Below are 17,995 nucleotides of genomic sequence, written 5' to 3' on the forward strand. Positions count from 1 at the left end.
GCTTACGCCGTCGCCCGACGCGGCGCCATGTCCTGCACCCAGGCGAGGAAGTCCGCCTCGCCCATTGGCGCGCCGATCGCATAGCCCTGCAGCACGTCGCAGCCGATCACCCGCAGCACGGCGGCCTGGGCCTCGCTCTCGATGCCCTCGGCCACGGCCTCGCAGCCGATGCCATGGACCAGGCCGACCACCGCCTGCGCGACGGCGCGCGCCTCCGGATTGGTCGCGACATGCTCGATCAGGCTGCGGTCGAGCTTCACCCGGTCGATCGGCAAGCGCCGCAGCCGGGCGAGGTTTGAATAGCCGGTGCCGAAATCGTCGACCGCGATCGTGGCGCCGGCGGAACGCAGCGTCGCGATCGCGCGCAGCACGTCCTCCGAGCAATGCATCGCGAGCGTCTCGCTGATCTCCAGCTCGAGCAGCCGGGCGGGCGCCTGCGCCGCGAGCATCGCCGCACGCAGGTGGCGGAAGAAGCTGGCATGGTCGATCTGGCGCTGGCTGACATTGACCGCCAGCCGCTGCTCGACGCCGAGCCGGGCCCAGCGCGCGATGGTGTTCGCCACCGTGGCCACCACCCAGTCGCCGATCTCAACGATCAGCCCGGTTTCCTCGGCGCGCTGCAGGAAACTGCCCGGCAGCTTGGTGCCGTCCGGATGCTGCCAGCGCAGCAGCGCCTCGGCGCCGACGATCGAACCGGTGCTCGCCGAAACCTGCGGCTGGAAGACCAGCGCGAATTCGTCATGCTCGATCGCGGCGCGAAGCTCGGTCTCCAGTCGGGCGCGGGCGATCATCTGCGCGGCGAGGCCGTCGCTGAACGTCTCTACCCGGCCGCGGCCCTGGGTCTTGGCCTGGTACATCGCCGCATCGGCAGCACCCATCAGCTCGTGCAGCGTGACGCCGTGATCGGGATAGAGCGCCAGCCCCACCGACGCGCCGATGCAGACCTGCTGGCCCGCGAGATCGAACGGCGCACACAGCGCCTCCAGCACCTTCTCGCCCACCCGCGCACGGGCATGGGGATCGGGCAGGTCGGCGAAGAACAGGGTGAACTCGTCGCCGGCGAGGCGACCGATCAGCGGCGTCTCGCCATGGTTGAAGGCCGCGCACTGGTCGCCTACGGCGCGCAGCCGGTTGGCGACCATGCCGAGCAGCACGTCACCTACCGCATGGCCCAGCGTGTCGTTGACCGTCTTGAATCGATCGAGATCGATGAAGAACAGCACCGCGCGGGCTTCCTCGTGCGCGTCTTCGAGCATCCGCTCGGCGCTGCGGCGGAAATGCGGGCGGTTGGCGAGGCCGGTCACCGTGTCGAACATGGCGAGCCGGTGGACGCTCTCCAAATTGCCGCGCAGCTTGAGGAAGAGTTCGTCCATCGACTCGGCGAGGCGCGGGGCGCCTTGTGCCAGCGCGGTCGGCAGCGGGCTTTCGAGGTCGCCCAGCGCGGCGGCATGCAGGCGATCGACTGCGGCGGTCAGCACGGCGTTGCGGCGCGGCTGGAGCAGGACGAGCACGGCGAGGACGGTGAGGACGACGAGCGGCACGGCCAGCGCGATCGCAACGCCCAGCACGTTCAGCGTCGCGCCGGCCGCCCATGCCGCACCGACGAGCAGGCAGGCTGCAAGCGCAGCGACGCTCGCCACTCCCCTCCCCATGCCTCGCTCCCCCCAGCGCATTGTCGATCGACGCTCCAAAGATCCCCAGTTGCGCCGGCAGTAGATGGCGCCGCTATAGACTTCGCACGCATTAGTTAAGAAATCCCGGTGTTCTACGAAGACCGGGGCCGCCGCAACACAATGTACAGCGCGCCCGCACCGCCATGCCGTGGATGCGCCTGGCGTACCGCCGCAATTTTTTCGGAGTGGCGCGAAGCTGCCAACCAGTCCCCCACTGCGGCGCGAATTGCGCCGCGGGCGTGCGGCCGCTCCGACTCGGGGCGGGGTGGCTTGCCGGTGACCAGCAACAACACGCGGTCGCCGCGCGCGATTGCCCGGGCGAGCCCCGCATCGAGTCGGTCATAAGCGGCGTGGAGATTGTGCCCGTGCAGGTCGATCGAACTTTCCGGCGCCAGCAGCCCGCGCGACAGCCGGCGGTCCCAGCTCGCGTCCAGCGTCCGGCGCTCGTGCGTGTCGGGCATCGGCGTGGAGAGCGTGATCGCCGGGCGGGCCGGCCTCGTCGGCGTGAGCTTGCCGATCGGTATGGCGAGCGGCGCGCGAGCCGGCCGGGCAACCGGTTGCGGCATCGGCGGCGGTGCCGGTTCGGGCGGCGGCCGATTAGGCGCGGCACGAACGTGCAGCGGGGTGACGCTGGCGATCACCTTCTGCCAAAGCGCCGCTTCCTCGGGCGCCAGATCGCGGCGCCCGCGCCCGCTCATGGCTGAGGAATCGCGGGCTGGGGGGTCGTGGACTGCGGCACCACCGGCTGGGTCGCATTCAGCCGGGCGAGCGTGCCCTTGGGGAGCAGCAGCCAGGCGGTACCGCGCGCGGACATGCCCCCGGCGATCGCGCGCGCATCGTCGCCCGCGCCCCAGAAGGTATCGATCCGGTTGGCGCCCTTGATCGCGCCGCCGGTATCCTGCGCCACCCACAGCCCGGTAGCATCGGTGCGGTCCATCGACAGGAACAATGGTGCGCCGAGCGGAATGAACTTCGGGTCGGCCGCCACGCTGGTCCAGCCGGCGACGGGATAGCCCATCGCCCCCAACGGCCCCGCCCCGTCCAGTTCCTTGAAGAATACGAAGCTCTTGTTCTCGCGCATGATCGCGCGGCCCTGCTCGGGGTTCGCGCGCAGCCACGCGACGATGCCCTGCATCGAGGTCTGACCCGGGCCGAGCAGACCGCGATCCTTCATCAGCTTGCCGATGCCGGTATAGTCGCGGCCGTTCTGCCCGGCATAGCCGATACGCAGCACCTGCCCGTCCGGGCCCTTGAGCCGGCCCGAGCCCTGCACCTGCAGGAAGAACATTTCGATCGGGTCGGCCGCCCAGGCGACCACCGGGGCATGGCCCTCCAGCGCGCCCTGCTCGATCTGAGTGCGATCGTAATAGGGCACGAACTGGCGGCCATCGACGCGGCCGCGGATCTTCTTGCCCTTCATCGCATCGGAGAAGAGCCCGAGATCGACCTCGATCAGATTGTCCGGCACGCCGTACACCGGCACGTCATAGCCCGAGCGTCGCTCGCGCACGCCAGCGATCTCGGGCTCGTAATAGCCGGTGGCGAAGGCAGCGCCGTTGCCGACCTGTACCGTCTCGAACCACTGCGCGAAGAAGGGCGCCGCGTCACCCGACCAGCTTGCCGCGGCAGCGCAGGCGTTGGTCCAGTCGGTACCGGTAGTTAGACCCGATGCGTCGGTGCGCCGCAGCAGCCCCGGGCAGCTGAGCTTGAACGCGGCGAGCGCGCGCTTCGCATTTTCGGACGTGATCGGCAGAGTTTCGATCGCCGGACCTGCGACCAGCCCTGCCGTCGCCGCGGTGGTCGCGCCGGTGGTGACGGGTGCGGCCGGCATTGCGGGCAGCGGCGTCGCGGCGGTCGGCTGACGGGCGGGAAGATTTGCCGGCGTCTCCGGCAACACAGCGCCAGGGCGCGGACGCTCTGGCGCAGGTTCCGGTCGCGTCGGCGCGGGGCGGGTCGGCGCGGGGCGGGTCGGCGCGGGCCGCGTGCCCGCTTCCGGGGGAACGATGCCGCTCGAACATGCGCCGAGCAAGCCCGCGAGCGCCAATCCCCCGATAATACGCATGCTGCCCCTCAGGCTTCGTCGGTCTCGACCAGCTTCCAGTTCGGATCGTCGCTGCGCAGCTTGCGCGCGAAGGTCCAGACGTCGTGCGTGGTCACCGCATCGCTCAGCGAGCCGGCGATCACATTGCCCTCGGCATCGCGGGTCAGCGCGACGATATCGGCGTCGAACCGCACGGTGACGCGGGCCACCTTGTTCTCCACGCCGGCCTCGGAAATGGTCGCGCGCTCGATCGAGACGAGGCGGTTGTCGAGCACCTCACCCGTCGCCTTGCGCTGGGCGATCGCCTGCTCGAACGCGGCGCGCACCTCGTCGTCTACTAGAAAGCGCAGCGTTTCCTCGTCGCCCTTCCAAAAGGCTTCCAGCACCATGCGATAGGCCGACTTGGCGCCTTCCAGGAACTTGGCCACGTCGAAGCTCGAGTCCGCCGCAACGACGGCGCGCAGGCCGGTCTCGGCACCCGAGTCGATCGCACGATTCGCCGAGTCGCGGACCTCGGGCAGCGCCTCGATCGTCCGCGTTACGGGCGGCGCGGCGATGCGCTCCTCGGCAGGCTTGGGCAGCGGCTGCTCATGCCCGGTACGCTTGCCGAGTACCGCATACAGCCGAAGCGCCAGAAAACCGGCCACCATCGCGAACAGAATGACGTAGAACACTGGCCCTCCAAAGCCTCCGTCTCTAGTACATAGGCTTTCGTGCCTCGGGATTCAAACCGTACGATGGGCCGTGCGATTGCACCACCGGCACACGCCTGCTAGTCGCTTGCCCCGTAACGCCCCAGGGGCGCAAAATTCTCCTGCATAAAGAGGAAAGTTGGATGGCCGAGAACGACACCTACGCCGGCATGGGCGTTGAAGGCGGCGCGGACGATGCGCCCCAGGCGGGCGTGCTCTCGCAATATGTGAAGGACCTGTCGTTCGAGAATCCGAACGCACCGGCGATCTACCAGCAGCAAACGCCGCCGGCGATCGACGTGCAGTTCAACATCGGCTCGAACAAGGTCGGTGAGGACGTGTACGAAGTCGCGCTGAAGATCGAAGTCCGCGCGCAGGCAGGCGAGCAGGTGGCGTTCATCGTCGACCTTACCTATGCGGGCCTGTTCGCGCTTCGCAACATCCCCCAGGAAGCGCTCGATCCGTTCCTGCTCGGCGAAGCGCCGCGCATCCTGTTCCCCTTCGCCCGCCGCGTGCTGGCCGATCAGGTCCGCGACGGCGGCTTCCCGCCGCTGATGCTGGAGCCGATCGACTTCGCCGGTATCTACATGCAGCAGCGCGCCCAGCAGGAAGGCGCGATCGGCTTCGAAGAAGCCGGCCACGCCTGAACCGGGCTATAGCCTGATCATGGGGGCGCGCCGCATGCCGGTGGCGCCCCCTTTTCTTTGATAGGACGGCGAAATCTCGATGAAGCTTGTGCGCAGCCTGGGTTCGGTGGGCGGTCTCACGCTCGCCAGTCGCGTCCTCGCGCTGGTCCGCGATTCGCTCCAGGCGCGCTATGTCGGCGCGAACTTCGCGTCGGACGCCTTCCTCGTCGCGTTTCGCCTGCCCAACATGTTCCGCGCCTTTTTCGCCGAGGGGGCGTTCGCATCGGCTTTCATCCCGATGTTCAACCAGAAGCTGGGCGTGAACGGCGAGCGCGGCGCTGCCTATGATTTCGCCGAGCGGACGCTGTCCGTCCTGTTCGTAGTGCTGCTGGCGCTGACGCTGGTGGCGCTCGCCGCCGCCTGGCCGCTGACCGCCGTCCTCTCCGGCGGCTTCGAGAAGCAGCACCCGACCGCGGACCAGTTCGCCTTCGCGGTGCAGCTGTCGCGGATCACCATTCCCTATCTGATGCTGATCTGCCTCGCCTCGCTGCTGGGCGGCATCCTCAATTCGCTCGACAAATTCTGGGTCAATGCCGCAGCGCCCATCCTGCTCAACATCGCGATGGTCTGCGGACTGATCTTCTTCCACGGCACCCCCGATCAGACCGCGCGGGTGCAGGCGATCGCGGTGCCGGTCGGCGGTCTGCTCCAGCTAGGCTGGCTGGCGCTTGCCTGTCGCGCCTCCGGCGTGTCGCTCCGCCCCCGCCTGCCCCGCCTCGACGATGATGTGCGCCGGCTGATGAAGCTGATCCTCCCGGCCGCGGTGGGCGCGGGCGCGGTGCAGCTCAACCTCGTCATCTCCACCGCGCTGTCGGGCAAGTTGCTCGACGAAGGGTCGATCTCGTACATCTATTATGCCGATCGGCTGAATCAGCTGCCCCTCGGGCTGATCGGCATCGGCCTCGGCACGATCCTGCTGCCCACCATCTCGCGGCTGCTCGGCGCGGGCAAGGAAGCCGAGGCGATGGAGACGCAGAACCGCGGCATGGAGCTGGCTCTGTTCCTCACCCTACCCGCGATGGTCGCGCTGATCGTCTCGGCAGAGCCGATCGTGCGGGGGCTGTTCCAGTACGGCCATTTCACCCCTGAGGACACGGTGAAATGCGCCTGGGCGCTGGCCGGCTTCTCGATCGGCCTGCCCTCGTACATCCTCGTCAAGGTGCTGACCCCAGGCTTTTACGCCCGGCAGGACACTAAGACGCCGGTGCGGCTGGCGATGATCTCGGTGGGCGTGAACATCGCCGCCAATCTCGCGCTGATCCCGCTGATCGCGCATCTCGGGCCGCCGCTCGCGACGGCGCTGTCCTCGACCGTCAACGTGACGATGCTCTACCTCACGCTGCGCAAGCGCGGGCATTTCACCGTGGACGCGCAGCTCGCCCGCCGCGTGCCGCGCCTGGCGCTCGCCGCGATCCTGATGGGCGTGGCGCTTTGGGCGGGTGCCGGGCTGCTCGATCCGTGGCTCAACGGCCGGATCTGGGAGCGCTATACCGGGCTCGTGATCCTGGTCGGCGCCGGCTGCGCGATCTATGTCGCCGCCTGCTTTGCCACCCGCGCCTTCCTGCTCTCGGACATCAAGGCGCTGGTCCGCCGCCGCGCCGCGCGCTAGAGCGCCCGCGTCCTGGCAGATCGCGCGGCCGCAAGCACCCCCGCCGCCATGGACCCGCGGCCGGTCCAACGGCCGAACGGTCAACCGGGTGCGGAGTGACATTTCCATGCGCGTCGTCTCGGGCATCCAGACCACCGGCAACCTTCACCTCGGCAATTATCTGGGCGCCATCAAGCAGTGGGTCGCGATGCAGGACTCTCTGGAGGAGAATGGGGGCGAATGCCTGTTCTTCCTCGCCGATCTCCACGCCCTTACCGGCACGGTGACCCCGCAGGAGCTCGCCAACTCGACGATCGAGATGGCCGCCACGCTGTTCGCCGCCGGCATCGACGACCGCTCGATCCTGTTCAACCAGGCGCGCGTGCCCGCCCATGCGGAGCTGTGCTGGATCCTGCAGGGTACCGCCCGGATGGGCTGGCTGAACCGGATGACCCAGTGGAAGGACAAGGCCGGCAAGAACCGCGACGGCGCCAGCGTCGGGCTGTTCACCTATCCGGTGCTCCAGGCCGCCGACATCCTGGTCTACCAGGCGACGCACGTCCCCGTCGGCGAGGACCAGAAGCAGCATCTCGAGCTCACCCGCGACATCGCGACGAAGTTCAACCAGGACTTCGGCGTCGAGCTGTTCCCGCTGCCCGAGCCGCTGATCAGCAAGGCCGCGCCGCGGATCATGTCCCTGCGCGACGGCAATGCGAAGATGTCCAAGTCCGATCCGTCGGACCTGAGCCGCATCAACCTGATCGACGACAACGACGCGATCGCCGCCAAGTGCCGCAAGGCCAAGACCGATGCCGAGCCGCTGCCGGATTCGTTCGATGCGCTCGCCGAACGCCCCGAGGCGCGCAACCTGGTGACGATCTTCGCCGCGCTGGCGGACCGCGATCCGCAATCGGTGGTGGCGGAATATGCCGGCCAGGGCTTCGGCGCGTTCAAGCCGGCGCTGGCGGAGCTGACGATCTCGGTGCTCGGGCCGATCCGCGAGCGGCTCACCGCATTGCTGGACGATCGCGCGGAGGTTGGCGCCAAGCTCGCCACCGGTGCGGCACGGGCCAGCGCACTGGCGGCACCGACGCTCAAGGCGGCGCAGCAGGCCGTGGGGCTGCAGGTCTGACGGGACTTCTTTGACCAACCCATCGACCGTCATTCCGGCGAAAGCCGGAATCCATTGGCCACTCCGCATCGGCTCTTGCTGAACCCTAGAGGCGAATGGATCCCGGCCTTCGCCGGGATGACGGCAGGTTGTGGAAAGGCGCAGTAGGCGCGATCCGGTACGCCTCCCTCCCGCCAGGGAGGGCGTAGGCTCAGTGCGTGAAGCTCTTCACCAGCGAGCCGGCGACCAGCGCCCAGCCGTCGACCAGCACGAAGAAGATGATCTTCATCGGCAAGGCGATCGTCGGCGGGGGCAGCATCATCATGCCCATCGCCATCAGCACCGCGGATACCGCCAGGTCGATCACGAGGAACGGCAGCAGCAGCAGGAAGCCGATCTCGAATGCGCGACGCAGTTCGGAGATCATGAAGGCCGGCGCCAGCGTGGTCAGCGGCGTGTCTGCGCGGGTCGCGATCTTCTTGTTGGCAAGGTCGGCGAACAGCTTGAGATCGCTGTCGCGCACCTGGCCGAGCATGAACTGGCGGAAGGGCTCGCTGGTCTTCTCGAATGCCGCCACCTCGGTCAGCTTGCCCTTGGTATAGGGCTCGACGCCTTCGTTCCACGCCTTCTCGAAGGTCGGCGCCATCACGAAGAAGCTGAGGAACAGCGCAAGGCTGATGATCACCGGGTTCGGCGGCACGCCCGGCGTACCGATGCCGGTGCGCAGCAGCGACAGCGCGACCACCATGCGGGTGAAGCTGGTCACCGTCATCAGCAGGCCGGGGGCCAGGCTGAGCACGGTCAGCATCAGCACCAGCTGGATGGCCTTGGCCGAAAGCGGCCCCTCCCCGCCGATGCTGATGGTCGCGCCCTGCGCCGCCGCCTGGGCGGCGGGCGCAACGGCTTGCGCGTGCGCCGCGACCGGCAGCACGATCAGCAGTGCGGCCGCGGCAAGCAGTTTACGCATTAAGAGCCTCACGCACCGCGCGCTTGTTCCAGCGCGTGGTGTCGCGCGGGATGCGAGTGCGGGCCTGCGCACGGGCGCGCGGGCGAGCAGCGCGCTCCGCAGCGACGGGCTCGGCTTCGGCTTCGGCTTCCACTGTCGCATCCGGTTCGGCATCGTTCGCCGCCAGCGGCAGACTCGGCACAGGCTCTGCCGCAGCAGCGACGACCGGTGCTTCCACGGGCTTCTCCGCCGCAATCTCGGCCCCCGGGGCAGCGTCCGGGCGCACCCGCTCCACCATTGCCTTGAAGTCGAGCTTGCCGGCCAGCTTGGCGACACCCGCCTTCAGCACCGCCAGATCGTCCTCGATCTTGGCCGAGCCATCGGCAGCTGCGGTCGCCTCCGCCACCGGCTGCGGCGGCGCGACGATGCCGGTCTCGATCGTGGCATGGCCCTCGGGGCCGATGAAGATCAGGTGCTCGCACCCGTCGCGACGGATCAGCGCGACCGAACGCTTGGCGTCGACCGCCAGCCGCTCGACCAGTTCCACCCGCTTGCGTCCCCCGCCGGCCACACGGCCCGGCAACTTCAGATCATAGCGACGAACAACCCACAATGCCGTTGCCAGCATCCCCAACACCAGGCCCAGCGCGCCCAGCGTACGTAGCATCGACAAGAGATCCATTAGTGGCGCGACTTCTTTACGAGTTCGGAGATTTCGAGCGACATGACCTCGCCGTCGACGAGGATGCGGCCCAGCGCGACCAGCTCGCCATTGACATAGACCATGCTGGGATCGTCCTGCCCGCAATCCAGCGGGATCATCGCCCCGCGGCTCATCTGCAGGATCTGCCGGACCGGCACTTCGGTAGAACCGAGCACCACCGACATTTCGATCATGATTCCATCGAGTACGGACATGCGTCTCCCTTTCCCCCTGACTTATAGGAACCTTTTTTCCGCCCCCGACGCCCAGCCCGGCAAAATTTGCCTACAATGATGGCGTGGGCCGCTTTCAGGCTCGTGGAGGATCAACAATGGATTTGGATGCTTCGCTGGGCGTTTCCGCCTCGGGTCTGCGCGCGCAGTCGCTGCGGATGCGCACGATCGCGGAAAATCTCGCGAACCAGGATTCGGTCGCCGATACCCCGGGCGGCAATCCCTATCGCCGCAAGGTCGTGAGCTTCCAGGCGGCGGTGGACCGCGCCAATGGCGGCACCGGCGTGAAGGTGAAGTCGATCCAGAACGACCAATCGGATTTCGTGAAGGTCTACCAGCCGGGCCACCCGGCGGCAGACGCGCAGGGCTATGTGCTGCGTCCCAACGTCAACGGCCTGATCGAAACCGCCGACATGAAGGCGGCGCAGCGCAGCTACGAAGCCAATCTCAACGCCATCGAAGCGGCCAAGAGCCTGACGATGCGCACCATCGACCTGCTCAAGTAAGGAATCCGGATCATGTCCATCGGAGCATTGGACGCCAGCAAGGCCTATGGCCGCGCCGCGTCGATCGGCAACACGCTCAGCAAGGCTGCCGGCGGCGGCGAGATCGGTGACGACCAGCAGTCGGGCTTCGGCGCGATGGTCGAAAACCTCGTCGGCGGCACTGCCGACAAGCTGCGCAGCGCGGAGGCCGCCTCGGCCAAGCAGGTTGCCGGCAAGGGCGATCTGATCGACGTCGTCACCGCGATCGGCGCCGCCGAGACCGCGCTCGACACCATGGTCGCGGTGCGCGATCGCGTCGTCGGTGCCTATACCGACATCATGCGCATGCAGATCTGACGAAGGCAGGCCGCGACATGACGCCCGCGCAGTTGATCAGCCTCACCGAATCCGCGCTGATGCTGATTCTCACCGTTGTCGGGCCGCTGCTGCTGACGTCGCTGATCGTCGGCGTGTTCGTCGGTCTGCTCCAGGCCCTCACCCAGATCCAGGAAACCACCCTCACCTTCGTGCCCAAGCTGGTCGCGATGGGGCTGGTGTTCCTGCTGATGCTGCCCACCATCGGGCAGGCCCTTGGTCAGTTCATGGCCAAGATCAGCGACATGATCATCCACGGATGATTGTCCCCCCCGATCTCGCGTTGCAGGTCTCGGCCTTCTTCATCGTCTTCGCGCGGGTCGGGGCGGTGCTGATGCTGCTCCCCGTCTTCGGCGAAGAGGCGATCCCAGGCCGCATCCGCCTCTTCATCGCCTTCGCCATGTCGTTCGCGATCTATTGCCTGATCGGTGCACCCGCCCGCGCCGCGGTGCAGGCCGGCGCCGTGCTCCCCGCGATCCTCGTGACCGAGCTGATCACCGGGCTGGCGATGGGGATGATCGTCAAGATCCTGTTCTTCGCCATATCGATGGCGGGCTCGCTGATGAGCCTTCAGATCGGCCTGTCCTCCGCGGTGATCTTCGATCCTTCGCAGTCCGGACAGGCGCCGATGCTGTCGAAGATGGTCGGCATCGTCGCCGCGCTGATGTGCATGAGCATGCAGGTGCACCACCTGTGGCTCGGCGCGATCGTCCACAGCTACCAGACCTTCCCGATCGGCGGCATGCCGCCGATGCACGATTTCGCCGAGCTGGCGGTCGAGGCGATCGGTCGTTCGATGACGCTGGGCATCAGCCTTGCCGCACCCTTCCTCGTCTACGGCATTGTCTTCAACGTCGCGCTCGGCCTCGCCGCCCGCGTCGCACCCGCGATCCAGGTGTTTTTCATCGCCCAGCCGCTCAACCTGCTGCTCGGCGTCGCGCTGATGATCACCACCATCGGTACCATGCTCACCTTCTTCACCCAGACCATGGGTGACGTGCTGCAAAAGGGCTGGTGATGGCAGGCGGCGGCGACGATTCGGACGACAAGACCCAGGAACCTACCGACAAGAAGCTCGAGGACGCGCGCAAGCGCGGCGAAGTGCCGATGGCGCCCGAAATGCGCCATGCCGCGATGTTCGTGGCCGCGCTGGTGGTGATGGGCGGTCTCGGCACCTACACGATCCAGCAGCTGGGCAATCTGTTCGTTCGGCTTTGGGGCGGTGCAGACGATTTCCGCTTCGAGCCAGACGGCTCGCAAAGCTTCGCCACCGGGCTGTTCGGCGCGGTCGGCACGGCGCTCGCGCCGATCCTCGCCGCGCTGTTCGGCTTCGCCATCCTCGGCGGCGTGCTCCAGGGCCGACCGATGATCAGCTGGTCGCGCATCAAGCCGAAGTGGAACAAGCTCAACCCGATGAACGGCGCCAAGCGCATGTTCGGCAAGCAGGCAATGGTGGAGTTCTTCAAGACCTTCGCCAAGCTCTGCCTGGTCGGAGGCATCGGCGCGGCAATCGCCTGGCCGCATGCCGCGACGATCGACCGGCTGGTCGGCGCCGACCTGATCGACACCGGCGCGGCGGCGAGCGACATCGTTCATTCGATGCTCCGTCCGATCGCGACGCTGGTCGGCGCACTCGCGCTGTTCGACTTCGTCTGGCAGCGCCGCTCCTTCATGAAGCGCATGCGGATGAGCCTTCAGGAAGTGAAGGACGAATACAAGCAGAGCGAGGGCGACCCGAAGATCAAGGCCAAGATCCGCAGCATGCAGATGCAGCGCTCGCGCAGCCGGATGATGTCCAACGTGCCCAAGGCCAGCGTCGTCATCACCAACCCGACGCACTACGCCATCGCGCTCCAGTACGACCATGGCAGCATGGGTGCGCCGGTGGTGGTGGCCAAGGGCGTCGACACGATCGCGCTGAAGATCCGAGAGATCGCCACCGAGCACAACATCCCGCTCGTCGAGAACCGCCCGCTCGCCCGCGCCCTCTATGCCAGCGCCGAGCTCGACCAGCCGATCCCGGTCGAGCATTACGCCGCCGTGGCCGAGGTGATCAGCTACGTGCTGCGGATCGCACGCGGCCTGCGCTGAGGCCGATTCCGACCTTAAATTTGATAATGCGATTGACTCGCAATACACAGCATCCCTAAAGGCTCGGCCAGAGAACGAGACCCAAAGGGATTTGCCGGATCATGCACCTGTCGCTTCGCACCGCCTTGCTCACCACCGCGCTGTTCGCCCTGCCAGGCGTCGCCATCGCGGGCACGGACGGCAACGCCGACAGCGACGACCAGCAGAACCAGATCGTGGTGACCGGCGTGGCGGCGCAGCCTTCGCGCAGCGCCACCGGCCTCACCCTCACCCCGCGCGAGACGCCGCAGTCGATCACGATCATCGACCAGCAGCGGATCCGCGATTTTCAGCTCACCAACATCAACGACCTGCTCGACCAGACCGTCGGCATCAATGTCGAGCGCGTCGAGAGCGACCGCACCTATTACAACTCGCGCGGCTTCGACATTAACAGCTTCCAGATCGACGGGATCGGCCTGCCGCTGCCCTATGGCATCCAGTACGGGGACCTCGACACCGCTTTGTTCGAACGGGTGGAGGCGATCCGCGGCGCCAATGCGCTGATGACCGGCGTGGGCAACCCGTCCGCCACGATCAACTATGTCCGCAAGCGCCCCACCGACACGCTGCAGGCGACCGCCACGGCGCAGGCGGGTTCGTGGAACCGCTGGCGCGGCGAAGCCGATGTGTCGGTGCCAGTGACGGACACGGTCGGCGTCCGCGCGATCTACGCGCATGAGCAGCGTGACAGCTATCTCGATTACAACCACGTCAACCGCAATGTGTACGGCCTGATCGCCGACTGGAAGGTGACGCCGCAGCTCACCGCCACGGTCGGCTATAGCCGCCAGGACAATGATGCCGACGGCGTGCTTTGGGGGGCGTTGCCGCTGACCTATACCGATGGCAGCCGCATCCCCTATGCACGCTCGGCGACCACCTCGGCGCCCTGGACCTATTGGGACACCACCGACCAGCGCGCGTTCGGCGAGCTCGCCTATGATCTGGGCAAGGGCTGGCAGGCCAAGGGCGTGTTCACCTACAGCAACAACAAGCAGCAGGCGCGGCTGCTCTACGCCTTCCTGGCACCGGACAAGGCGACCGGGCTTGGCATCGTCGGACAGGTCGGCGCCTATCCGTCCGAGACCGACCAGTATCTCGGCGACTTCACCGCCTCGGGCCCGCTCCACCTGTTCGGGCGCGAGCACCAGCTGGCGTTCGGCGTCTCGACCGGACGGCTCGACAACCGCCAATGGGAAGGCACCGGCAACAGCCTGGTCGCCTATCCCGCGGTGCCCAACCTTTCGAGCGCGGTGATCGCCGATCCCGGGACCGGCCCGATCACGCTCAAGGCCGATAGCCGCACTGAGGTGACCCGCGCCTACGGTGCCGCGCACCTCAACGTCACCGATCGGCTGAAGGCGGTGGTCGGCGGCAGCGCGACCTGGCTCAAGTCGAGCGGCATCTCCTACGGCGCCGACCAGTATCGCAAGAACAGCCGGGTCAGCCCCTATGCCGGGCTGACCTATGACCTCACCAAGAACGTCTCCTTCTACGCAAGCTATACCGACATTTTCAATCCGCAGATCGAGGTGGACCGGACCGGCCGGCGGCTCGCCCCGGTGACCGGCACCAGCATCGAGGGCGGGTTCAAGACCGAATGGTTCGGCGGCCGGCTTTATGCCACCGCCTCGCTGTTCCGCGCCAAGCAGAAGAACCTCGCAACCTTTGCGGGCACCTTCGGCCCCGGCGATACCGGCCAGCCGGGCAGCAGCTACTATAGCGGCCTCGACACCACCTCGCGCGGCTTCGAGATCGAACTGGCCGGCAAGGTGACCGACAACTGGACGATCAGCGGCGGCTATACCGGGCTCGAAATCGAGGACAATGCCGGCAACCCCGCCCGCGTGTTCATCCCGACCAAGAGCCTCAAGCTCGCCACGACGTACACGGTGCCCGAGCTGCGCGACCTCAAGATGGGTGCCCAGCTGCGCTGGCAGAACAAGATCCGCAGCCCGGACTTCACCGTGACCCAGAACGACTATGCCGTGCTCGACCTGATGGCGAGCATCCGCCTGGTCGATCACGTCCGCGCGGCGATCAACGTCCGCAACGTGACCGACAGCAGCTATCTGGGCAGCGTGATGTGGGGTCAGGCCTTCTACGCACCGCCGCGCAGCGTGCTCGGCAGCATCAGCTTCAGCTACTGAGGCTGGCCATGGGGGTGCATGTCCGCAGAGGCTGGGGCTATCGGGCGAACATCGCAACGCGCGCGGTGGCCGGCAGCCTCGGCGCCTATCTGGTCGCTGCGTGCTTCGCCGCGGCGGCGGCGCGCACCCTGCCCCTCCCCCGGCTCGACGCGATCGTGCCGGCGACGATGCTCGCCTTCCTCGTCGCCCCCGTAGCGACGATCTGGGCGTTTCTCGCCCCCGGCCCCCTGCGCGCGCTTGGCGGCATTCTCGCCGCCGCCGCGCTGCTCGCCGGCATCGCCTGGGCCGCCGGGACGCCCGCGGCATGAGCGCGGTGCGCGACGGCGCCCGCCAGGCGATGGCGTGGCTGCATGGCTGGACCGGGCTGCTGCTCGGCTGGGTGCTGTTCGTGATGTGCCTGGGCGGCACGCTCAGCGTGTTCAAGCCCGAGATCGGCCGCTGGATGCGCCCCGAGACCATCGCGACCGCCGATCGCGCCACCGCACTCACGGCCGCCAGCGCATGGCTCGGCAAGAATGCGCCTAAATCCTTCGGCTGGTACCTGACGCTGCCCAACGACCGGATGAACACGGTCGAGGCGACCTATGACCCCGGCACCGGCTTCGTCTATCGCGCGCTCGATCCCGTCTCCGGCGCGCCCGCGCCGCGCGAAACGCTGGGCGGCGAATTTTTCTACCGGCTCCATTTCGAGCTGCAGCTGCCTTTCCCCTGGGGGCGGCTGCTCGCCTCGCTCGCGGCAATGGTGCTGCTGCTCGGGCTGATCACCGGGATCATCGCCCATCGCCGCATCTTCAAGGACTTCTTCACCTTCCGCCCGGCCAAGGGCCAGCGTTCCTGGCTGGACGGGCACAATGCGGTCGGCGTGCTCGCTTTGCCCTTCCACCTCATGATCAGCTTCACCGGCCTGCTGACCCTGGCGACGCTCAACATGCCCTGGGCGATCAGCGCCAATTACGGGAAGGACATGGCGGCGATGTTCCAGGCCTTCCAGCCGGGCCAGATCGACCGCCCCGCCGTGGGCAAGCTCGCCCCGCTCGCCCCGCTGGCACCGATGCTGGCGGAGGCCGAGCGGCGGCTTGGCAAGCCGGTGGGCCGGGTGACGATCGCGCATCCGGGCGACGCGGCCGCGGTGGTCACCATGTTCCGCGACGATGCGCGTCAGATCGCCTATGCCGCCGGTGCGGTGAGCTTTGACGGCACCAGCGGCCGCGTCCTCGCCGACTTCACCGAGAACCGTCCGGCGCTGCAGACCTATGGCGTGGCCTATGGCCTCCACCTCGCCCGCTTCGCGCCCTTGGCGACGCGCTGGCTCTATTTCCTCTGCGGCGCGATGCTGACGCTGGCGGTGGCGAGCGGCATGGTGCTGTGGGTGGTCAAGCGCCGCGAGCGCGCGCCGCTCAGCCTCGGCAACCGCATCGTCGAGCGGCTCAATGCCGGCGTGCTGGCGGGCGTGCCGATCGGCTGCGTCGCCTTCCTGCTGGCCAACCGGCTGTTGCCGCTCGGCATGGCCGATCGCGCTGGTGCCGAAGTGTCGGTGGCGCTGTGGAGCGCTGCTGCGGCGCTGGCGGTCGGCGCCGTGCTCGCACCGAAGCGAAGCTGGCCGCTGCTCCTCACCCTCCTTGCGCTCGGCTGCGCGGCAGCTGCGCTCCCCGGCGGCGCCTTCGCGGACAGCGTGCAGGCGAGCGTGAGCCTCACCCTGCTAGCCGCAGCCCTCGCCTTTGGCTGGCTGGGCTTTCACCAATGGCGCCCCCGGCCGGCGCCGATCCGCCGCCGCACGCGCGAGCAACTCGCATGATCGCCGCCGGCCTCACGCTGCTCGGCATGTTCGCGCTCGCCGCGGCCATGCCCCGCCATGCGCCGGTGCTTCTGGGGGCATGGGAACGCCGGGTGTCGAGCACCCGGTTGCGGATCGCCGGGTGGGCGCTGCTGCTGGCAGCGCTCGCCGCCAGCCTCGCCGCATCCGACTGGCCGACGGCACTGGTGACCTGGGGCGGCGTGCTGCCGTTCAGTGCAGCGCTCGTCCTGCTGGGGCTGACCTATGACGTCCGCCTCGCCCGCGCCGCAGCTTTGCTGGGCGCGCTCGCCATCCTCGCAGGGCTGCTCCGCTAGAGATTGGCCTGTTCCTCCACCGGCAATTCGGCATCGGGAGGATAATAGAGCGTCGCACATTCGGCGGCGAGGCAACCGCCCTCGATCACGATGTCGTCTCGATAAGCATCGCCGATGAAGCTCAGCGTATCGACGTGTTTTGCCTCGAAATACATCGGATGCACATCGTCGCGCCCGGCGCCGTAGACCACCCGGCCGACCTTCGACCAGATCGACGCCATGGTGCACATTCCGCAGGGCTGCAGCGTCGAGTAGAGCGTCGCCCCGCGCAGCTCCAGCTCGCCCGTGCTCTCGCAGGCGCGGCGAATCGCCATCATCTCGGCATGGGCGGTGGCATCGGGCAGCTCGTGTGTCTGGTTGCGCTCGGCCGCGAGCACCTTGCCGTCGAGTACGATCACGCAGCCGAGCGGCGAGGTGGACGGATCCGATCCCTTCGACCGCGCCACCTCGATCGCCATCCGCATCCACTGTTCGTCGTTTTGTGTCATAGCATTGGGCTCCCTATCGAGAGCGCAACGCGCAAGGGCGGCGTTCGCCGCCAGCCTCAAAGGGAAGTGCTCAGTCCTTGCAGACGTAGATCAGCGCATAGCCCATCGAGCCGCCGGGATTGGGCACATTCACATTTTCCAGCTCAAGGCGCTTGCAGGATTCATCGCCTTTCTTGGTCGCGGATGCCGCGCGGGCTTCCTGCTCGGGCGCCGGGGCTTTGTCAGCTGTGCGGCAAGTCCCCGCCTTCTCGGCCGCCGCCATATAGGCCGCGCGCTGCTGCTTCGCCCACGCGCTCGCAGCCACATCCCCGCGCGTCTTCTTGACCTGTATGTAGCCATAGACGAGGTCGCGCTTCTGCGCTTCGGACATCGCATCGAACCAGCACTGCCCCGCTTGCGGCGCGCCTGCCGGTACCACAGCGGCAGTGGATAGGCTCGCGACCGTCAATAGAGAGAGCAGCATCGGGATCTCCTTCGTACGTCCCATGCTAGAGCAATTTCACATTGACCGTTGATATCCAGCGGCCTGGAAGAAGTTGGCACATTGGCAGGGCGGGAAGCGATCAAGCAGTTCGCCGATGC

Annotated in this window: 21 protein-coding genes; 12 read left to right on the top strand and 9 right to left on the bottom strand. The window is 67.5% G+C overall.

Annotated elements, in window-relative coordinates; translation table 11 throughout:
- Positions 1-2 precede the first annotated feature (2 nt).
- From ABIC35_RS19030 to ABIC35_RS19045, 4 genes are all read right to left on the bottom strand, one after another.
- On the bottom strand, positions 3-1,652 hold the full coding sequence (locus ABIC35_RS19030) for an EAL domain-containing protein (protein WP_121075754.1): 1,650 nt from the start codon (positions 1,650-1,652) through the stop codon (positions 3-5).
- Positions 1,653-1,765: 113 nt separating this feature from the next.
- Positions 1,766-2,371 (bottom strand): Smr/MutS family protein, encoded by a 606-nt coding sequence (locus tag ABIC35_RS19035; protein ID WP_121075752.1) that lies wholly within the window; start codon positions 2,369-2,371, stop codon positions 1,766-1,768.
- Positions 2,368-3,735 (bottom strand): murein transglycosylase A, encoded by a 1,368-nt coding sequence (mltA, locus tag ABIC35_RS19040; protein ID WP_121075749.1) that lies wholly within the window; start codon positions 3,733-3,735, stop codon positions 2,368-2,370. The genes ABIC35_RS19035 and mltA overlap by 4 nt, the downstream gene beginning before the upstream one ends.
- An 8-nt stretch (positions 3,736-3,743) precedes the next feature.
- Positions 3,744-4,388: a Tim44/TimA family putative adaptor protein gene (locus ABIC35_RS19045; protein WP_121075747.1), complete on the bottom strand. Its 645-nt coding sequence runs from the start codon at positions 4,386-4,388 to the stop codon at positions 3,744-3,746.
- Positions 4,389-4,549: 161 nt separating this feature from the next.
- On the opposite strand from ABIC35_RS19045, the gene secB reads away from it, so the two are divergent.
- The 3 genes from secB to trpS all read left to right on the top strand — a co-directional run bounded on the left by secB (position 4,550) and on the right by trpS (position 7,812).
- Entirely contained in the window at positions 4,550-5,053 is a 504-nt protein-coding gene (gene secB, locus ABIC35_RS19050; RefSeq protein WP_121075744.1) for a protein-export chaperone SecB, read from the top strand.
- Between the two features lie 79 nt (positions 5,054-5,132).
- Complete coding sequence (murJ, locus tag ABIC35_RS19055; protein ID WP_121075741.1) at positions 5,133-6,701, top strand: murein biosynthesis integral membrane protein MurJ; 1,569 nt, start codon at positions 5,133-5,135, stop codon at positions 6,699-6,701.
- 106 nt (positions 6,702-6,807) lie between these two features.
- Positions 6,808-7,812: a tryptophan--tRNA ligase gene (gene trpS / locus ABIC35_RS19060; RefSeq protein WP_121075738.1), complete on the top strand. Its 1,005-nt coding sequence runs from the start codon at positions 6,808-6,810 to the stop codon at positions 7,810-7,812.
- 190 nt (positions 7,813-8,002) lie between these two features.
- On the opposite strand, the gene fliP is transcribed toward trpS, so the two are convergent.
- The 3 genes from fliP to ABIC35_RS19075 are packed head-to-tail and all read right to left on the bottom strand — an operon-like array spanning position 8,003 to position 9,655.
- Positions 8,003-8,758: a flagellar type III secretion system pore protein FliP gene (fliP, locus tag ABIC35_RS19065; RefSeq protein ID WP_121075735.1), complete on the bottom strand. Its 756-nt coding sequence runs from the start codon at positions 8,756-8,758 to the stop codon at positions 8,003-8,005.
- The gene (locus tag ABIC35_RS19070; RefSeq protein ID WP_354278557.1) at positions 8,751-9,404 is read right to left on the bottom strand and encodes a flagellar biosynthetic protein FliO; all 654 of its coding nucleotides are present in this window, start codon (positions 9,402-9,404) and stop codon (positions 8,751-8,753) included. The genes fliP and ABIC35_RS19070 overlap by 8 nt, the downstream gene beginning before the upstream one ends.
- A gap of 14 nt (positions 9,405-9,418) precedes the next feature.
- A complete protein-coding gene (locus ABIC35_RS19075; RefSeq protein ID WP_121075729.1) occupies positions 9,419-9,655 on the bottom strand; it encodes a FliM/FliN family flagellar motor switch protein in 237 nt (78 codons plus the stop codon).
- 116 nt (positions 9,656-9,771) lie between these two features.
- On the opposite strand from ABIC35_RS19075, the gene flgC reads away from it, so the two are divergent.
- The 9 genes from flgC to ABIC35_RS19120 all read left to right on the top strand — a co-directional run bounded on the left by flgC (position 9,772) and on the right by ABIC35_RS19120 (position 16,925).
- Complete coding sequence (flgC, locus tag ABIC35_RS19080; RefSeq protein WP_121075727.1) at positions 9,772-10,179, top strand: flagellar basal body rod protein FlgC; 408 nt, start codon at positions 9,772-9,774, stop codon at positions 10,177-10,179.
- Between the two features lie 12 nt (positions 10,180-10,191).
- Entirely contained in the window at positions 10,192-10,515 is a 324-nt protein-coding gene (locus ABIC35_RS19085) for a flagellar hook-basal body complex protein FliE (protein WP_093293581.1), read from the top strand.
- Positions 10,516-10,532: 17 nt separating this feature from the next.
- On the top strand, positions 10,533-10,796 hold the full coding sequence (locus tag ABIC35_RS19090; protein WP_066722503.1) for a flagellar biosynthetic protein FliQ: 264 nt from the start codon (positions 10,533-10,535) through the stop codon (positions 10,794-10,796).
- Positions 10,793-11,551, top strand: coding sequence for a flagellar biosynthetic protein FliR (fliR, locus tag ABIC35_RS19095; RefSeq protein WP_121075724.1), 759 nt, complete (start codon positions 10,793-10,795; stop codon positions 11,549-11,551). The genes ABIC35_RS19090 and fliR overlap by 4 nt, the downstream gene beginning before the upstream one ends.
- Entirely contained in the window at positions 11,551-12,624 is a 1,074-nt protein-coding gene (gene flhB / locus ABIC35_RS19100; RefSeq protein WP_121075721.1) for a flagellar biosynthesis protein FlhB, read from the top strand. Before fliR ends, flhB begins: the two co-directional genes overlap by 1 nt.
- A gap of 101 nt (positions 12,625-12,725) precedes the next feature.
- The gene (locus ABIC35_RS19105; protein ID WP_121075718.1) at positions 12,726-14,816 is read left to right on the top strand and encodes a TonB-dependent siderophore receptor; all 2,091 of its coding nucleotides are present in this window, start codon (positions 12,726-12,728) and stop codon (positions 14,814-14,816) included.
- An 8-nt stretch (positions 14,817-14,824) separates the two neighbouring features.
- A complete protein-coding gene (locus tag ABIC35_RS19110; RefSeq protein ID WP_121075715.1) occupies positions 14,825-15,124 on the top strand; it encodes a ketohydroxyglutarate aldolase in 300 nt (99 codons plus the stop codon).
- Positions 15,121-16,611, top strand: a complete 1,491-nt coding sequence (locus ABIC35_RS19115) for a PepSY-associated TM helix domain-containing protein (RefSeq protein WP_121075712.1) — start codon at positions 15,121-15,123, stop codon at positions 16,609-16,611. Before ABIC35_RS19110 ends, ABIC35_RS19115 begins: the two co-directional genes overlap by 4 nt.
- A complete protein-coding gene (locus ABIC35_RS19120) occupies positions 16,608-16,925 on the top strand; it encodes a DUF3325 family protein (RefSeq protein WP_121079251.1) in 318 nt (105 codons plus the stop codon). The genes ABIC35_RS19115 and ABIC35_RS19120 overlap by 4 nt, the downstream gene beginning before the upstream one ends.
- On the opposite strand, the gene ABIC35_RS19125 is transcribed toward ABIC35_RS19120, so the two are convergent.
- Both ABIC35_RS19125 and ABIC35_RS19130 read right to left on the bottom strand, forming a co-directional pair.
- Positions 16,922-17,413: a nucleoside deaminase gene (locus tag ABIC35_RS19125; RefSeq protein WP_121075709.1), complete on the bottom strand. Its 492-nt coding sequence runs from the start codon at positions 17,411-17,413 to the stop codon at positions 16,922-16,924. The two genes, ABIC35_RS19120 and ABIC35_RS19125, sit on opposite strands and share 4 nt — an antisense overlap.
- 70 nt (positions 17,414-17,483) lie before the next feature.
- A complete protein-coding gene (locus tag ABIC35_RS19130; RefSeq protein WP_183049351.1) occupies positions 17,484-17,876 on the bottom strand; it encodes a hypothetical protein in 393 nt (130 codons plus the stop codon).
- Positions 17,877-17,995 lie beyond the last annotated feature (119 nt).

The sequence above is a fragment of the Sphingomonas trueperi genome (assembly GCF_040545965.1).
GTDB classification, from domain to species: Bacteria; Pseudomonadota; Alphaproteobacteria; order Sphingomonadales; family Sphingomonadaceae; genus Sphingomonas; species Sphingomonas trueperi_C.

Bases quoted from the DNA above. Each gene is read 5' to 3' on its own strand.
- fliP (WP_121075735.1), bottom strand. From the start codon at position 8,758: ATGCGTAAACTGCTTGCCGCGGCCGCACTGCTGATCGTGCTGCCGGTC.
- ABIC35_RS19120 (WP_121079251.1), top strand. From the start codon at position 16,608: ATGATCGCCGCCGGCCTCACGCTGCTCGGCATGTTCGCGCTCGCCGCG.
- fliR (WP_121075724.1), top strand. From the start codon at position 10,793: ATGATTGTCCCCCCCGATCTCGCGTTGCAGGTCTCGGCCTTCTTCATC.
- ABIC35_RS19085 (WP_093293581.1), top strand. From the start codon at position 10,192: ATGTCCATCGGAGCATTGGACGCCAGCAAGGCCTATGGCCGCGCCGCG.
- ABIC35_RS19105 (WP_121075718.1), top strand. From the start codon at position 12,726: ATGCACCTGTCGCTTCGCACCGCCTTGCTCACCACCGCGCTGTTCGCC.
- flhB (WP_121075721.1), top strand. From the start codon at position 11,551: ATGGCAGGCGGCGGCGACGATTCGGACGACAAGACCCAGGAACCTACC.
- secB (WP_121075744.1), top strand. From the start codon at position 4,550: ATGGCCGAGAACGACACCTACGCCGGCATGGGCGTTGAAGGCGGCGCG.
- ABIC35_RS19070 (WP_354278557.1), bottom strand. From the start codon at position 9,404: ATGCTACGTACGCTGGGCGCGCTGGGCCTGGTGTTGGGGATGCTGGCA.
- mltA (WP_121075749.1), bottom strand. From the start codon at position 3,735: ATGCGTATTATCGGGGGATTGGCGCTCGCGGGCTTGCTCGGCGCATGT.
- ABIC35_RS19030 (WP_121075754.1), bottom strand. From the start codon at position 1,652: ATGGGGAGGGGAGTGGCGAGCGTCGCTGCGCTTGCAGCCTGCCTGCTC.
- flgC (WP_121075727.1), top strand. From the start codon at position 9,772: ATGGATTTGGATGCTTCGCTGGGCGTTTCCGCCTCGGGTCTGCGCGCG.
- ABIC35_RS19110 (WP_121075715.1), top strand. From the start codon at position 14,825: ATGGGGGTGCATGTCCGCAGAGGCTGGGGCTATCGGGCGAACATCGCA.
- ABIC35_RS19125 (WP_121075709.1), bottom strand. From the start codon at position 17,413: ATGACACAAAACGACGAACAGTGGATGCGGATGGCGATCGAGGTGGCG.
- murJ (WP_121075741.1), top strand. From the start codon at position 5,133: ATGAAGCTTGTGCGCAGCCTGGGTTCGGTGGGCGGTCTCACGCTCGCC.
- ABIC35_RS19075 (WP_121075729.1), bottom strand. From the start codon at position 9,655: ATGTCCGTACTCGATGGAATCATGATCGAAATGTCGGTGGTGCTCGGT.
- ABIC35_RS19115 (WP_121075712.1), top strand. From the start codon at position 15,121: ATGAGCGCGGTGCGCGACGGCGCCCGCCAGGCGATGGCGTGGCTGCAT.
- trpS (WP_121075738.1), top strand. From the start codon at position 6,808: ATGCGCGTCGTCTCGGGCATCCAGACCACCGGCAACCTTCACCTCGGC.
- ABIC35_RS19130 (WP_183049351.1), bottom strand. From the start codon at position 17,876: ATGCTGCTCTCTCTATTGACGGTCGCGAGCCTATCCACTGCCGCTGTG.
- ABIC35_RS19090 (WP_066722503.1), top strand. From the start codon at position 10,533: ATGACGCCCGCGCAGTTGATCAGCCTCACCGAATCCGCGCTGATGCTG.
- ABIC35_RS19035 (WP_121075752.1), bottom strand. From the start codon at position 2,371: ATGAGCGGGCGCGGGCGCCGCGATCTGGCGCCCGAGGAAGCGGCGCTT.